The sequence below is a fragment of the Alteromonas infernus genome (genome assembly GCF_902705815.1).
Genome location: NZ_CACSIG010000044.1, coordinates 1 through 15,301, shown reverse-complemented (window position 1 = coordinate 15,301; position 15,301 = coordinate 1). Strand labels below are relative to the sequence as shown.

Genomic DNA, 15,301 nt, shown 5'->3' with positions numbered 1-15,301 from the left:
CATGATCTTTCGCAAATTTCTTTAAAATATCATCTGGTGGTGTATTGTTAACGTAGCACTAGGATTTAGTGTGGATAAAAAACTTAAGCCATATGCAGTTTAAAGGATGGCAGTTAACTGGGTTTTAGTTTTTCTCTGGCGCATTTGTTAATCAAAGGCTTCAGTAAATGGATCACGAAGAAGGATTATTCGAATGAAATTATCATCACTCATACTCGCTACATCAATTGCTCCACTTTTCGCGTGTTCATCCGCTACAGATATGGTCACACAACAAGCAGAAGTCCAACCCAATGAAGCTCGTATAGACTTTTTCGCTAACCGCGGAGAAGCCTTTGACAATAAGCGAGAGTACGTAAAGTTGATGTGTTTTAACCAACGCCCTAACGGTGCGTTAATTCTTCGGGATGTTGAGCCGGGAGAGCATGTTCTATTTGTTCAAGCCAGTGTCGTAAACACTGACCTGCCTGATGGTACCACTCGCGAGGCGATAGTTAGGCTAGATGTAAACTTAGAAGGCGGCAAGCGTTACTCGCTCAACCAATCTCGTGACCATCACGATATGAAAGTATGGCTCCAAGAAACGGATTCTGGCGTCCCTGTTTCTGAAATCGTTACAACCCGTGTTGAATACCCAAAATCGGTGGGAGATTTACGCCTTGAACAATGCAAGGAAGGCACAGTTTAAAAGTACGCGCTTTTTTCAATAACGGTTACAGACGACGTAGGGTTACACTTGCGTCATTATAATCGTAAGGTATGTTTTGCCACTGAGCGTTTTTAAGCGCTCGTGATTTTGTCTCTTCTGCCTTGGCAAGTTTGTTTGATTTGAGTATTAAGCTGGGAAAGCCCTGGGCGCCTATACTACGAGCCATATGCATTTCTTCATTTAATTGCTCAATTGTACTTTCACTGTTGAGATCCAATTCGAAACTCTCGACATCAAGCCCTATTTCTTCAGCAAACGCACAGCATCAACTGCACATGAATAGCCCCCTCTATTTTCATCCCAGCGTATATACTGCCATTGTAATCGCATTGCTGACGTCTAATGTACCTACTTTGCCGTATAATCCAAACATCAATATTAAATGGTGTTGTAAACACACCGCTATCAAGAAGTAATGCGCACAACGAGGTAATTTTGACAACACCGCTAGCTGATGTATCGACAAAACAAGTATTACAGTGGATTGGCTCACATTTACTTCACTACAAGTCACGCGTTGTAGGGGCGGTTATTGCTCTTTTCACCGCGGCTATTGCGTGGCTACTTTTAGGGCAAGGAATAAAGTATGCCATCGACAGTGGCTTTATTGAAAACGCGGCAGATACATTAAATAAAGCAACTGTAATGGTACTTGCTATTACGATTGTTGCCTGCCTGGCGACTTACGCTCGATTTTACCTTATGACCTGGTTAGGCGAGCGAGTAAGCGCTGATATTAGAAATCAAGTTTACTCACATTTATTGTCTCTCCCCCCTTCGTTTTTTGCAGAGCTTAGAACCGGAGAAGTCATTTCTCGATTTACTAGTGACACTACGATTATTCAGACTGTTGTCGGTATGAGTCTATCTATGACTTTACGTTCTGTGGTTACCTTTGTCGGCGCTTTAATACTAATGACCTTTTCAAGTCCATTACTAACGTTTTGCGTGATTGTCGCAGTTCCAGCTGTTTTAGTACCAATAAAGGTATTAGCACCACAGGTACGCCGATACGCGAAAGAAAGCCAAGATAAAGTGGCTGATTTAGGCGCCCGTATCGATGAAAGTCTTCACGAAATAATGACCGTACAGGCCTATACCGCCGAAAATGCAGAACGCTTGCACTTCTCTAAAAAAGTAGAGCTTGCTATGGATGTGGCTAAAAAGCGTATTCACTATCGCTCTTTGCTTATTGGCTGCATTATGTGCATTAGCATGACAGCCATTATCTTTATCGCGTGGGTGGGTGCGCGCCAAGTGCTAGACGGCACAATGACAGTAGGTGAACTTTCCGCTTTTCTTTTCTACGCCGTGATGGCAGGGGGTAGTGTAGCCACCATTAGCGAAGTAATTGGTGAAGTGCAAAGAGGTGTCGGTGCCAGTGAGCGTTTGTACGAATTATTTACCACTGAACCTGCGATTAAAAGTGCTAACACCCATGCCGGAATACCGGTGAAATCTGCCGCCACTAACATCGACATATCAAAAGCGGCGCCTAGAATTCAGCTAGAAAATGTCAGCTTTGCCTACCCCAATAGTAAACCTCTTTTCGATAACCTAAACATTGATATTCGTGAAGGGGAACGACTTGCCCTCGTGGGCGCTAGCGGGGCGGGTAAAACTACCCTGTTTCAATTATTAATGCGTTTTTACGATCCCACCTCCGGGCAAATTTTATTTAATGGCTCGCCCATCGATACAATGCCAGTAGAGCACCTGCGTCACCACATTGCGGTGGTCACGCAAGAACCCGTGGTCTTTGCAGATACCGTGCTAGAAAACATTCGCTACGGCAATCCAGAAGCTAGCGATGAGGCAGTAATTAGCGCAGCCAAAAAAGCCTTTGCCCATGAGTTTATCGATAACCTAGATGAGCGCTATAACACGCAACTAGGTGAGAGAGGCGTCAAACTCTCTGGCGGTCAGAAGCAGAGGATTGCCATCGCCCGTGCCATTCTAGCTGACCGCCCTATTCTACTGCTTGATGAAGCCACCAGCGCTCTAGATGCCATGAGTGAACGTATGGTTCAGCAAGCTATTGACCGTTTGATGGTAGGGAAAACGAGCATTGTGATTGCTCACCGACTATCAACGGTACAGCACGCAGATCGCATTTTAGTGATGGACCAAGGCCAAGTTGTAGGCAGCGGCGATCACGCCTCTCTTATGAAAAGCGATACCTTGTACAGGGAATACGCTGAACTGCAATTGCTTAGCTGAACTGCCTGTGGTGCTATACGGTACAAACAACGAGGTTAACCAATCGCCTAATTAATGGTCGCTTTGGTAAAACAATAAAACGAGGCCGCTGTAAAAATGTACAACAACGTTCGACAGGCCTTAATAACGCTACGGGTTTAAAATGAAAAATTCAGTCTATGATGCGATGAAGACATGGACACGTCTTTGTGCTCTTTTTTTAGTGATGATACCCACTGCCAACGCGCAGTTTATGGGCGACCGACAAGCTAAGCTCGTGGTTACCAAGCCCATTGAGTTTATGAACGAAACGCGCAAAGTTGAAGCGGTGGGCAGTGCAGAAGCGGTACGCTCTATCGTGCTCTACCCTGCCGTTTCTGACGAAGTTACTGAAATCAACTTTGTTCCTGGCCAATCAGTAGAAAAAGGAAAAGTGCTAGTACGTCTTGACGACAGACGCCAGCAAACAGCGCTTAAACGCGCGAAGCTTACCTTAGAAGATGCACAGCGTACGGTAGAACGCTTGGCTTCTAGCTATAAACAAGGCGCAGTGCCCGTTAGCGAACTTGACCTTGCTCGCACGCAACGTGATCTTGCCGAAGTTGCGCTTGAAGAAGCGCAAGCCGATTTAGAAGATAGACACATTATCGCGCCATTCGATGGCGTAGTCGGGCTTACTGAGGTTGAAGTTGGCGACCGAATTAACGAGCAAACCGTTATCACTACGCTAGACAACAGAAGTAAACTTTTCATCAACTTTAAGGCGCCCGAAGCCGCCTTACCCGTATTGCTTAATGCGCCGAATGTTACGCTTGAGCCGTGGAGCGACAAAGAGAAGCGTGTAAAAGCAGAAATTGCACAAGTAGACTCTCGCATCAATGAAGCAGACCGAACCCTTCGCGCCCGAGCACTGCTTGACAACTCATCGGATCAATTTCGTCCGGGCATGAGTTTCCGCGTTAATTTAAGTATTGAAGGCGACCGATTTGCAGCCATTCCAGAAGCAGCATTATTGTGGGGAGCAACCGGAGCCTACATTTGGTTAGCTGAAGATGGTAAAGCGAAAAAAGTCGATGTAAGCGTTCACCAACGCCTAAGAGGAACAATTTTAGTTTCTGGTGATATTGAAGAAGGTGACACGCTAATTTCAGAAGGTGTTCAGCGTTTACGTTCCGGGCAAGAAATTACCACCGAGTTGGCCGGAGGGCCTCAAGGTGAGTGATTCAAACCTATCTTCTTCGGTAAGCGATTTACCCTCTCTGTCGATACGACGTCCGGTTCTTATCGTTGTACTTAACTTGCTTATTGCTATCGCCGGGCTTGCCGCACTTAGTGGCCTAGAAGTTCGTGAACTTCCTGATGTAGACACCCCGCGAGTAACGGTAACTGCGCAATTTCCTGGCGCGTCACCGGAAACCGTCGACGCCGAGGTAACCGGACGCCTTGAAGGTGCCGTTGCGCGAGTAAGCGGTGTTAAGAACATATACGCACAAAGTGAAGAAAACTCTGCCCGAGTAAGGGTTGAATTTCGACCAGGCGTGAATTTAGAAGATGCGGCGAACGAGGTTCGCGAATCGGTTAGCCGTGTTCAACGCCAGCTTCCCGAAGACGTTGAACAAGTAGCGATTATTCGCGCTGACAGTGACGCACAAGCGGTGGTAAGTTTGGCCATATCTAGCGATACGTTAGATATGGAGACCCTAACCGAACGTGTTGATACCGATGTCGCGCCTTTGTTTTTAAGTATTCCAGGTGTTGCCGACGTAACGCTAAATGGTGACCGAGAGCGCGTTTTACGTGTATCTGTTGACCCTCTTCGTTTAACCAGTTTTGGTTTGTCGATGAGTGATATTGGCGATGCTCTCGCCCTTGCGCCATTTGATGTTCCTGCAGGTAGTATTCAATCGGCCGAGCAAGCCTTAATTGTGCGGGCCGATGCCACCTCCGTATCTGCTGAAGATGTAGGTAATATTGTTGTCACCGGTGATATTCGTATTAACGATGTGGCCAGCGTTTACTTTGGCCCAGCGGACACCACCAGCGTAGTCCGTTTGGACGGCACGCCTGTTATTGGTGTAGGCGTAATACGCCAGGCCAGTTCAAATACTATTGAAATATCAGATGAAGTGTTGGCAATGGTCGAAGACCTTGATAAACGCTTTGCTGATATGAATATTGTGGTTACCGCTGACGATGCTGAATTCATTCGAGATTCAGTTAAAGAGGTGGTCGTATCCCTTAGCCTGACCATAGCCCTTGTTGTGGTTACCCTTCTTGTATTTATTGGCTCGTGGCGCGCCACCATTGTTCCAGCGCTTTCTATACCCGTATCGCTTGCCGGTGCACTTGCTATTATTTGGGGAATGGGTTTTTCCATAAATATACTCACTTTGCTCGCTTTGGTGCTTGCCACCGGAATGATAGTTGACGACGCCATTGTCGTTTCTGAAAACATTCAGCGCCGCAGAAGCATGGGACTAGGTGCGCGCGCTGCAGCCGTAGTAGGCACTCGAGAAGTTTTCTTTGCTGTGGTTGCCACCACAGCCGTACTTGCCTCTGTATTTATTCCTATCGCGTTTTTGCCTTCGACCGCAGGGCGTTTGTTTAGAGAATTTGGTGGCGTACTAGCGGGTGCAGTGGTTATCTCCTCTTTTGTAGCGTTGTCTCTTGTACCTGCATTAACGGCCCGTTTGAAGGTAAAACAAACCAGTAAAACCGGCCTATTTAGCAAAACGTTCGGCCGATTTGGCCACGCGTGTTTGAGGGTTTACCAAGCGTCGCTACTCAAAGCGCTTAAATATGGCTGGGTTGTGGGCATATTGAGCTTAGCCGCGGGCGGCGGTGCCTACATTCTGGCGCAAAACATCGATAATGAGCTATTGCCAAGCGAAGACAGGGGCACCATACGCATATTTGCCCGTGGGCCTGACGGCGCAGGACTTAACTTTATGGACAGACAAGCAGAGAAAATGGAAGAGCTGCTGCTGCCTTATGTAGAAAACGGCACCATCGACTCGATTTATACGGTGGTTGGATCATGGGATCCTAATATCGTCTTTATCACGGCACCGCTCAAACATTGGGATGAACGAGACACGTCGCTGCAAGACGTCGTTAACGAGATTCGCCCTAAACTACAGCAAATTCCTGGCGCGCCGGGCAACGCATTTGGCGGTAACAGCCTTAACCTTCGCGGGCAAGGTGGAGGTCTTGAAATCGCCCTTACCGGTGACACGTACGAGAATATATTTAAGGCTGCACAGCGCTTTTCCCGGCAATTAGAAGACACCCTACCTGAGCTTGGCAGGCCTCGTATTAGTTACGACCCTACCCAGCCTCAAATGCGGGTAAACATCGACAGACGCCGCGCCGAAGAACTCGGCGTCCCGCTTACCGATATTGCCAGCACACTCCGGGCTGCGGTCAACGGCGATGACATTGCCGACTTGAACGTAGGCGATCAAGCCATTCCTATTATGTTGCAGACCAATAATCGCAGCACGCTTGACCCATCAGAACTTACGAGCCTTTATGTGAAAAGTACTGACGGTAATTTGGTACCGCTTTCTAGTGTGGCTTATATAACTGAAGAAGGGGTAGCAGCTGAGCTTGAGCGTCAAGCGCAGCGCCGCGCAATAAAAGTAGAAATGGAATTACCAGAGGACGTGGCACTTAGTGAAGTGGTGCAACAAATTCGCACGCTTGCCCTCGATACACTACCTGATGGTATTGGCCTTGTATTTTTAGGCGAAGCGCAAACTTTTGAAGAAACATCCAAACAAGTCGCGCTAACTTACGTACTGGCTTTTATCATTGTGTTATTAGTACTCGCAGCGCAGTTTGAAAGTGTTAACAGCGCTGTTGTGGTCATGCTCACCGTACCTTTCGGTATTGCTGCCGCGGTCTACGCATTATTTTTAACGGGTACGAGTATTAATATTTATTCTCAGATTGGGTTGGTGATGTTAATTGGTCTTTTAGCGAAAAACGCCATTCTTCTAATAGAATTTGCTGACCAATTGCGCGATAAGGGCTTTGATATTTATGACGCCATTGTTGAAGCGGGTAAAGTGCGACTTCGCCCCATTATGATGACACTTGTTTCGACTATACTCGGTGGCCTGCCGCTTATATTGTCAACGGGAGCAGGCGCAGAAGCCCGTAATGCTATAGGTTGGGTGGTCTTTGGCGGCTTGGGGATTGCCGTTGTGTTTACCCTTTATCTCACGCCGGTACTTTATTTAGCGTTAGCGCGATTCACAAAACCCAGAGCTGATGAAAGCGCTAAGCTAGAAAAAGAAATGGAAGATGCTCAAGCACAGCATTCCTAACTATAGCCAATAAGGCTAAAAAGCCCTATGCAGAAAAACCTAAATCCATGTCTCACTATTTGCTCGTTATAAATAGATGAAACCAGGGTTTAGGTTTTTTTATGGCTTTAGTTTGACGCACAAAGCCTGCTTGCTTTTGACTTGCCTGTAAACGCGAGCAGCTGCTCTACCATAGTGTCAAAGTACGGATTATAAGTAAGCCTTGCGTATACATTGCCTACTTCCTCTTCCTCAGCGTTGTATCCCCAAGGGCCATACCATACCTCTTCGCCGGCATTGCAACGCGCCTCTTCATCGCTACCCTGCCCGTTGTCACAAATGCGAAAACGGCTTTGCGTGCCATATAAAGAATTTTTATCGGAAAACAGTGTACTCATATGCGAAGCGGCACTAATTCGCTGCTGCGGCAACTTCATAGTTTGTTGAACAATAAGCTTTGAAGGTAGCGCAGGGGAATGCTCTCCTTGCCAAATCAGGCACTTTTTCGCATGAGTAAAATTATCACGGAACTGCTCGGCAATCTTTTGAGTGTCGACCACACTGTCTTTTTCCGCAACGACCATGAAAACCGGTACCTTTAGGGTACGCGCTTCTTCGTTGCTTTGTGAAAACAAATCTTGTAGCACATTTACGCTTTCCTGATAGGCAGCAAAGCCTGGCATGGCCGTAGAATTATAGCGGCTTGGATTGTCTTCTTCTTCCACATTAGGCCAAGGGAATAGCTGGTCAATATAGGGGGCCAATCGAGAAACAAAGAAGCGCGATTTAAACGCGGGAGAAAAGTGAATTAACCCTTTAACATCGTATTTTTCCGCCATTGAGAAACTAGCGATTGTGGTGAGGTTCGCCCCCGTTGAAAATCCACCGATATACATATTCTCTACTTCACGTGAGAAAAGGCGAATATGATGATTCGTCTCATTTTGCCATTGCTCGTAACTTACGCTTAGCATATCGCCGGGTTTTGAACCGTGGCCAGGTAATAAGATAGTTCGTACCCGAATACCTTCATTACAAAGTGCCTGCGCCACGTCGCGAAAGAAATAGGGAGAGTCGCCTAAGCCGTGTACTAAAAGTATACCGGTATCACTTACCTGTGACGCGCACTCAAAAGGCATATTCATTGTTATTTCCTGCGCTTTATTGTTACCAATAAAAACGCGCTGGGCGTACAGGTATGCCTCAACATCCCTTAAATAGTTGCTATATGAATCTACGCTTGTAGGAAAGCGCTGGTCACTGTCAGAGAACTGTGTGCTGTGCGACACGCTACAGCCATTAAGGGAAATCAGGGCAACAGTAGCGGCACACAAACGTGCCGCATAAAAACTAAATATAGACATTTTGACCGCTGAAGTTAAAAGCTAAGAAAGGCCTTACTGCAGCGTATCGTTACTTGAAACCAACGCTTTTGCTAGCAGTTTATGCGTAAGAAGAGACAATAACTCCGTTTCTTCATCACTTCTTTCACCGTCTACTCCGGTAATAGCCATAGCAACTTCCATGGTCTTTTCTGCATCGAAAGCGAGATCGTTTTTTAAACTGCGTAAGAAGGTAATGGCATCACCCGTATCTATGGCCTTTCGCGTTTGGTAAATCGTATCGTTTAAAAACGCTTCTGGACATATTGGGCTTTGCCAGTCTAATGAGTCGACCATCGCATTTAGGTAGTCTTGTTCTGATAAAGTGACCATACCGTCCACCTGATAGAGCAATACTGATAATTTGATTAGGGCTTGATTGAAACTTTGTTGTTCTGATAATTGCATAACACTCTTCCTCTTCGTACTGTACGCGGCAGTACCACAACCTATTCTGCATCCTGCAGAAACTTACAGTAAGACCGACTTTCGTGAGCCAGACCTAGTGTTCACCGCACGTTTGTAAGCATAGTCCGTGCGATTGACAGACATATTACGCTGCCATGAATCTTTAAGTTCACTATGTTAAATAAGTGTAAACACCTATTGTATTATAGGTACTTTTCGGCGTGTTCCAAGTATCTAAATTGGTTTTAATGGTAGAGAAAACAAAATAGTTTCGCCCAGTGTCATTACATATAAAACCGCTGGGCGTGATAAACATTTGATAAGTTGAAGATCTTCTTTGTTATCGCAGACCTAGAGTAATATCACTTATGTAGAAGTTGCCGGTATAGACTTTATCGTTCTTACCGTGGGGTTCTAATGCAAAAAACTGCTTATCCTGCTCATCTAAGGCTTGATAGCCGCCAATCACTTGGTAAATCCATACTTCCGGGTCAAACTCCAACGCATGCTGCTCAAAATAATCGAGTGCGGTTTTCGGTTGGCCCGAATCGATGACATCGCAGAAGTAGTCTTCTACCGCTTTTTGTAGCGGGTCTTTTTCCAGCGATACGGTGGATTGTGCAGTAACGTCTATATCAGCGGGTTTAGTGTCTTCGTGTTTTGACTGACGCTTATGGATGTGAGACAACGCCGCGACAATATGTTGGTAATCCGCTTCATGCTCTACATTGTTAACATCAGGCGCTGCCGTTGCAATAATAGATGCTGACTGATTAAACAATACAGGTACATTGGTTAGGTTAGCATAGTTGCCCGGTGCAAAATCTGGCTGCTGCTCCATATGCAGCAAAAAGCCTTTAAGCAAACGTGTACGCCCTTGAAACTCTCTGAAACGACCAAGCAAGTCTAGTAAGCGCGCTTGAACTACCGACAATTCCTGCGCCGCTTTTGCAAAGCGCTGTTGTAGTGATACCACCAGCAGATGACGTAATTCACGGTTAGATCCCGCCAGTTCACTTAACTCATCAAAGCGGAAACACTCAAGCTGCGCCAGTAAATCCGTTACCTGCCCCTGAGCTAGCTCGTTTTCACGAATTTTTGCTTCAACCGACGACACGTAACCAAACTCATTGTTTATGCGGCCAAACATCACGCGAACGCTATTGCTTAGCGATTCAGAGAGCTGATAAACATGTTCCGTCAAATCACTCATGTGCGCAGCCGCTTCATTGTATTTATTGTAATGAAGCGCTTCTTTATAATGTTCAGTAAGGGTTTTAAGGCTAGCTAATGACGCGCCAATATTCGCATTAATAGTGCGGTTACGATCGTCTTGCAAGCTCCCTTCTAAAAGCGTACGCACTGCGCTTTTAAGGCGCAGTTCACTTTGCGCTTCGGGACGCCACAGTACACCTAGCTGCACAAGTTGCTCTAGTACCTTAGGGCTGTAATCCCGCTCTTTTACCGATCCGTTAACATACGCCTGCATTATCAGGTCGCTGTGCCGCCCTAATGCATTTAATAGCTTAGTACCGGCCTGAATTAATACCTGACTCATATCAAGCTACCTTGCGAAATAGCGGCCTCCGCCTGCTCAGATAAACTCAACGCTTCGGTTTCATCGATAAAACGCAGCATTTCATAAAGGTGCTCAACCTTTCCCGTTCCCAAGTAAATTTGCTTATCTGGATTTGGTTTTATTAAATAGCCCATGTCGGTTAAGCGTTTAAATACCTGCTTTAGCTGTCCGTCTAGGTTGACACTGGTTGAGCCAAACATGCGGTAGCGCGAAATTTTTTCTAGTTGCTCAGCATAAGCCGGTGTGTCTTCAATGGTCGTTTGCAATTCGTTTAAACGGATTGCGCTGCCCATAGTAATAGGCATATCAGACTCATTCGCCTGTTGCACCAATAGTAGCCACTCAACGAGCGGCACTAAGTTAGATGCCGTATCTTGAAACTGCTGCGTTAACACCTTGCGTTCGCTCTCACCTATGGTGAGGTAGCTTGCAAAAAACACATCCCCTTCAGCGGTAGTTGAAAGCGTGCGGTTCAGCAAAGCTAGGTGAGGCTCTAGTTGCGCGGCATTATCCCTACTTTTCAGAAAGCGCCACGCTTCCTCATCGGTGATCTGACAAATAAACGCGCCTTGTAAAAGTGCACTTAGTACACGGCCTTGTTCTGTCATCATGCTGATGTCTCCTCACCTGCTGCTTCACTGTCTTTTCTTGCCTTAATGCGTGCTGCTATCGAACTCGCTTTGGGCTGAACCACCTGTAGTTGACGCGTCACCTTATCGATAAGATAACGGTTTTCAAATAGCGTAAGTACTTCCGATTCAGGGTTAGGGAAAGCGCCGACTACGCTAATGTTATTATTTTGACAGGCATCAAAAATCTTCTTCACGTTACTTTGGTGAAGCGTGCCGAGCTCATCAATAGGCCAATGCACAGTCGCATCGGCATCGCCGCGCAACAGGCGAGTGAACGCGAGTAAGAACTTACATAAAATGAGGTAAGCCATGCCGTGGCTTGATGACTCGTTTAGCTGGCGGTCGGTACGGATAACAAGGTCGCTATTACCTTCACGCAGATGCAGCTCGATATCAAGAAGCTTGCTAATACCGCCGGTGAGCGCAGCGCGACCTAGGATATCAAGAACACGGCGCATGCTTAAACCGTACTCTTCTTCCGGTAATTCGTTAGCCCCCTCTTCCATCCAGTGCTCATAAAGTTTTCTGAACTGCTCTAACTCAGGCCAAAACTCAAGTTCACTAATGCGTGAGCGAATTTTAACTGCAGAGTCAGACACGCCATCTAGGAATAGCTCACCATCAACTTCTTGGGTGATACGACGGCTTTGTGACACGATACGCTTGTCGATGTCGGCTAATACAAAATAGTATTGTGAAAGATCGGCACCGAAAATACGCCCTTGCTCACGAAGCCCCTGAAGTTTTTGAGGCACAATAACGTTCAGAAGCTGAGCGAGGTGCGACACCATACGGCGGTGGTCAAAGCTTTTCACGCCATGTGCATTAAGCGTGGCACACTCCTCACGAGCCCGCTCCCAAGTATCAGACAGGCCTGTACCAGCTTGCGCGGCAATTAACTGATCGAACCTTTCTACGTAGGCGCGAATATCGCTTAGCAAGTTTTCTCGCTCTTGAAGCTGACTTTGCACTTCTGAGATACGCTGGCTGATACTCACGTCATCGTGTTTAATCTCGGCAGTTTCATCCCCTGCATGCAGCGTTAGCTTAGCTAACGATTTACTTAAGGTTTTCACCTGCTCTAAATGGTCGCTAGCAGTTTTAAGGGTTGCTTCTAACTGAGCGTGTTGCTCTTGAAGCTGTTCACGAGTAGCTTTATACGTGGCCTGCTTGCTCGCTAAATTACGCTCTGACTCACCCAACAGCTTACGCGACTTAGATAAGCCCTCTTGCCATACCACTTTTTGCTTATTAAACACATTGGTGTACCAACGTTCGTAGTCGGCCACTTTATGACGGTGGGTTTCGGTGCGCGTAATGTCTTCTTTAAGCTTATTAATTTGCTTTTTAAGCTGGCCGATTTCATCAACGTCGACACCGCGGTTATTTAACTCGCTTTCCAGCCAATCTTGCATGTCTTTTCTATCTTGAGCCGCGTTATCTTTTGCCTTACGCATATCGCTATCGGCTTTTGAAATACGCGCTTCGCTATCGGAAATAAGCTGCTGCCAGTGGAACTTGTGTTCGGTTTCGGCTTCGCGCTGCTGATCTTTTATTTCGTCTCGGCTAAGCTCAAATTGTGCTTTTGCTTGTTTTTGTGACTGTTGGTTAGCCTCAAGTTTCGTTTTGGCTTTTTGTTTTCGTGCAGAGAGTGCCTGCTGATATTCACTTAGTACGGTATCGCGGTCTTGTTGCGCACGCTTGCGCGTCGCCTCTGCACTTTTAACGGCGTTGTCTTTTTGTGTTACCACCAATTCTGCGTTACGCACTTCTTCATTAGCTTTTGCTAATCGCTGCTCACATTCGTTTTGGGCGGCATGCGCTGCCGCCTGACGCAACTCTGCTTCTTGCAGTTTCTGCTTGAGCGTTTGCTCAGTAAAGGCGTAATCTGGGGTATCGAGTTCAGTAAGCGCTAACTTAACGCCCATAAAGCTGCTGCTGTCGCTCGGCGCATCGGTAGTCATTTCTGGCGCTAAATCTGAGCGTTCAAGCAACTCTGGACGAATCACTTTACCTAACGACAGTTCCCAATCATCAACATTAGCGCGCAAGAACTCAAGCAGCGAACCTTCACCGGGGTAAAGTAGCCCGTTAATTTTATTAACGGCCTTCTCTTCTTGTTGGAAAGCAGCGCGCGCTTTATCGAGCGCATTTGAACACTCTTTTCGGAACTCTACCGACCTACTATGCGCTTGCTGCGCTTGTCTTAATTCACCTCGCGCTGCATCTTCATTAATTGACGCCTCTTTAATGGCTGCATCTAAGATATCAAGTTGAGACTGCTCGAATTCATTGTAACCTGCATTGGTAAGCGAAGCCTTCAGCTCAGCTTCTGCTACTTTTAGCTCATTTAAACTATTTTGGTAGTCGTTCTGCAAAGCCGTTAACTGACCGTTATAGTCATCGCGAATTCGACTTAGAGCTTCTCGTTCGCTCTGCTGCTGCTCGGCTTTATTTTCTGCTGCTTCTTGGCGAGCAGCAGATATTTCTTCCAGCGTAATAGACAGCTTTTCGCCTAGCTCGGCTAAACGTTTATTGTAAGCAGACTCAATATCTTGGTGTTTTTCGGTTAGCAAAACATAGCGACTGTCGGCCATGGCTTTTTCATTTTGCCATTGGGCTAGATTTGCTACGTCTTCTTTAAGCTGTTCAATGTTCTCGTCTTGCCATTTGTCGAACTCACGCTCTACCGTATCAAGCTCGCTAGTGAACTTCTCGACATCAGCACGGGCGGAGGAAATAACCTGGTTTAAGTGATCCCTTGTATCACCCCATTCACTGTCAGTTTGCTTGCGCTGAAAGCTGTTTTCATCAAGCTCATTTTTTGTGGTTTCAACACGTGCAGCCAAATAAGTTTTATCAAGTTCAAAGCTATGTTTCAGGTTAGCAAGCACTTGCTCTGTGCTCGTTAAAGCCATGTCAGCCTGTTCGAGCTTTGAAAACTCTGGGCGAATTTTATCGAACTGCTTAATTAAGTGACACTCTTTGATCCAGTCATCTACGCGGTGGCGACTTAAGCCCGAAGTCGGTGGTGTAACGCCATCCTCTTCTAAGATAGCCGCTATCATGGCTTTGATAGTTTCCATCTTGCCTTCTTTGGAATGAACCGCTTTTGCCAACTTCTCAATATGGCGCATGTGCTTTGACGGCACGCACAGACTAAAAATTTTGGCGTAACCTAATAGTTCCCGGGCGTTGTTGCTTTGGTTTAGCACGCCATGATCATTTTGAATAATTGCGCGGAAGTCTTTGGTATTAAGCAAGCTGGTGACCATGACGTTATTGCGCTTCATGGCGCGAGCAAGCTCGGCGCTGCTAACGCTTGCGTGTTTACCGCTCTTTTGCTCTATCAGATAGTCGTTGATATCAAACGGCTTTCCAATTAAGCGGTAGTTTACGCCAGTACCGTTAGAACTTAATACAGCTTGGCACAGATCACCTTCGGCGCGCGTGTATTCGTAGATAATAAAGCTAGACAGGCGAGGTAGATACCAACGTTCAAAACTGTCTCTGGTGGCGGGTACAACGCGACTAGGGTATTCGCCATAAAAAACGGGGATCAGTCGCTGTAGCGTAGTTTTACCCGACGCATTGGTACCACAAATATTGGTGTGTCCATCAAGCTTTAGCTCGACCACGCCTGGTAAATGCGTGTCGATAAGAATAATACGTTTTAAGCCTGCCATAGTGTTCCTGTATCAATAACTCTGCCGCGCGAAACGCCACGCTGCACTAAACGGTACTCGCTTGCGTATGCCAATAAGGGCTCAAACTACGTGTTTTTATTAAAGCAAGTACACGCGCACGATGTAGCCCGTCAGTGTATTATGAATTCGCTAATTTGCACAGACGCAGGTTGATTTGTTGGTTATAAAGCGCGCTATTGTAATGAAGTTTCTCAAACACTTTCCATAGTCATTCGATTCCCCGTATTCCAAGTCATTTTTCTCGAGCCGCTATTTTTATAGAAAATATTGATATCCCCCTCTCGCTGGTTAACCAATTTTAGAGCATCTTTTTAACCAATTTAATACAATCGGCATACACAATGTCTTCTAATAACAAAAAGCCCCCCCCTTAGT

9 protein-coding genes and 1 pseudogene are annotated in these 15,301 nt (G+C 46.3%); 4 read left to right on the top strand and 6 right to left on the bottom strand.

Translation table 11 applies throughout. From position 1 onward, the window contains the following. The first annotated feature begins 193 nt into the window (after positions 1-193). Entirely contained in the window at positions 194-688 is a 495-nt protein-coding gene (locus ACX5J7_RS11365; RefSeq protein ID WP_474115785.1) for a hypothetical protein, read from the top strand. 25 nt (positions 689-713) lie between these two features. Here ACX5J7_RS11365 and ACX5J7_RS11360 read toward each other — a convergent pair. Continuing rightward, a pseudogene (locus ACX5J7_RS11360) lies at positions 714-956 on the bottom strand (DsbA family protein); the annotation flags it as partial. 188 nt (positions 957-1,144) lie between these two features. Here ACX5J7_RS11360 and ACX5J7_RS11355 point away from each other — a divergent pair. The 3 genes from ACX5J7_RS11355 (at position 1,145) to ACX5J7_RS11345 (ending at position 7,239) form a co-directional block, all read left to right on the top strand. After that, a complete protein-coding gene (locus ACX5J7_RS11355; protein ID WP_020745004.1) occupies positions 1,145-2,929 on the top strand; it encodes an ABC transporter transmembrane domain-containing protein in 1,785 nt (594 codons plus the stop codon). Positions 2,930-3,071: 142 nt separating this feature from the next. After that, on the top strand, positions 3,072-4,130 hold the full coding sequence (locus ACX5J7_RS11350; protein ID WP_041702655.1) for an efflux RND transporter periplasmic adaptor subunit: 1,059 nt from the start codon (positions 3,072-3,074) through the stop codon (positions 4,128-4,130). Beyond that, the gene (locus ACX5J7_RS11345; RefSeq protein WP_020743174.1) at positions 4,123-7,239 is read left to right on the top strand and encodes an efflux RND transporter permease subunit; all 3,117 of its coding nucleotides are present in this window, start codon (positions 4,123-4,125) and stop codon (positions 7,237-7,239) included. Before ACX5J7_RS11350 ends, ACX5J7_RS11345 begins: the two co-directional genes overlap by 8 nt. A 107-nt stretch (positions 7,240-7,346) precedes the next feature. On the opposite strand, the gene ACX5J7_RS11340 is transcribed toward ACX5J7_RS11345, so the two are convergent. From ACX5J7_RS11340 to ACX5J7_RS11320, 5 genes are all read right to left on the bottom strand, one after another. After that, positions 7,347-8,582, bottom strand: a complete 1,236-nt coding sequence (locus ACX5J7_RS11340) for an alpha/beta hydrolase (RefSeq protein ID WP_474376039.1) — start codon at positions 8,580-8,582, stop codon at positions 7,347-7,349. A 33-nt stretch (positions 8,583-8,615) separates the two neighbouring features. Then, the gene (locus tag ACX5J7_RS11335) at positions 8,616-9,008 is read right to left on the bottom strand and encodes a TerB family tellurite resistance protein (protein ID WP_015066656.1); all 393 of its coding nucleotides are present in this window, start codon (positions 9,006-9,008) and stop codon (positions 8,616-8,618) included. Positions 9,009-9,348: 340 nt separating this feature from the next. Beyond that, the gene (locus ACX5J7_RS11330) at positions 9,349-10,566 is read right to left on the bottom strand and encodes a hypothetical protein (protein ID WP_015066655.1); all 1,218 of its coding nucleotides are present in this window, start codon (positions 10,564-10,566) and stop codon (positions 9,349-9,351) included. Beyond that, entirely contained in the window at positions 10,563-11,198 is a 636-nt protein-coding gene (locus ACX5J7_RS11325) for a condensin complex protein MksE (protein WP_015066654.1), read from the bottom strand. The genes ACX5J7_RS11330 and ACX5J7_RS11325 overlap by 4 nt, the downstream gene beginning before the upstream one ends. Further along, complete coding sequence (locus ACX5J7_RS11320) at positions 11,195-14,905, bottom strand: ATP-binding protein (RefSeq protein ID WP_015066653.1); 3,711 nt, start codon at positions 14,903-14,905, stop codon at positions 11,195-11,197. Before ACX5J7_RS11320 ends, ACX5J7_RS11325 begins: the two co-directional genes overlap by 4 nt. Between the last annotated feature and the right edge of the window lie 396 nt (positions 14,906-15,301).

What these genes read in the sequence shown, in the direction of transcription:
- ACX5J7_RS11365 (WP_474115785.1), top strand. Translation starts at nt 194, where the DNA reads ATGAAATTATCATCACTCATACTCGCTACATCAATTGCTCCACTTTTC.
- ACX5J7_RS11350 (WP_041702655.1), top strand. Translation starts at nt 3,072, where the DNA reads ATGAAAAATTCAGTCTATGATGCGATGAAGACATGGACACGTCTTTGT.
- ACX5J7_RS11340 (WP_474376039.1), bottom strand. Translation starts at nt 8,582, where the DNA reads ATGTCTATATTTAGTTTTTATGCGGCACGTTTGTGTGCCGCTACTGTT.
- ACX5J7_RS11335 (WP_015066656.1), bottom strand. Translation starts at nt 9,008, where the DNA reads ATGCAATTATCAGAACAACAAAGTTTCAATCAAGCCCTAATCAAATTA.
- ACX5J7_RS11330 (WP_015066655.1), bottom strand. Translation starts at nt 10,566, where the DNA reads ATGAGTCAGGTATTAATTCAGGCCGGTACTAAGCTATTAAATGCATTA.
- ACX5J7_RS11325 (WP_015066654.1), bottom strand. Translation starts at nt 11,198, where the DNA reads ATGATGACAGAACAAGGCCGTGTACTAAGTGCACTTTTACAAGGCGCG.
- ACX5J7_RS11320 (WP_015066653.1), bottom strand. Translation starts at nt 14,905, where the DNA reads ATGGCAGGCTTAAAACGTATTATTCTTATCGACACGCATTTACCAGGC.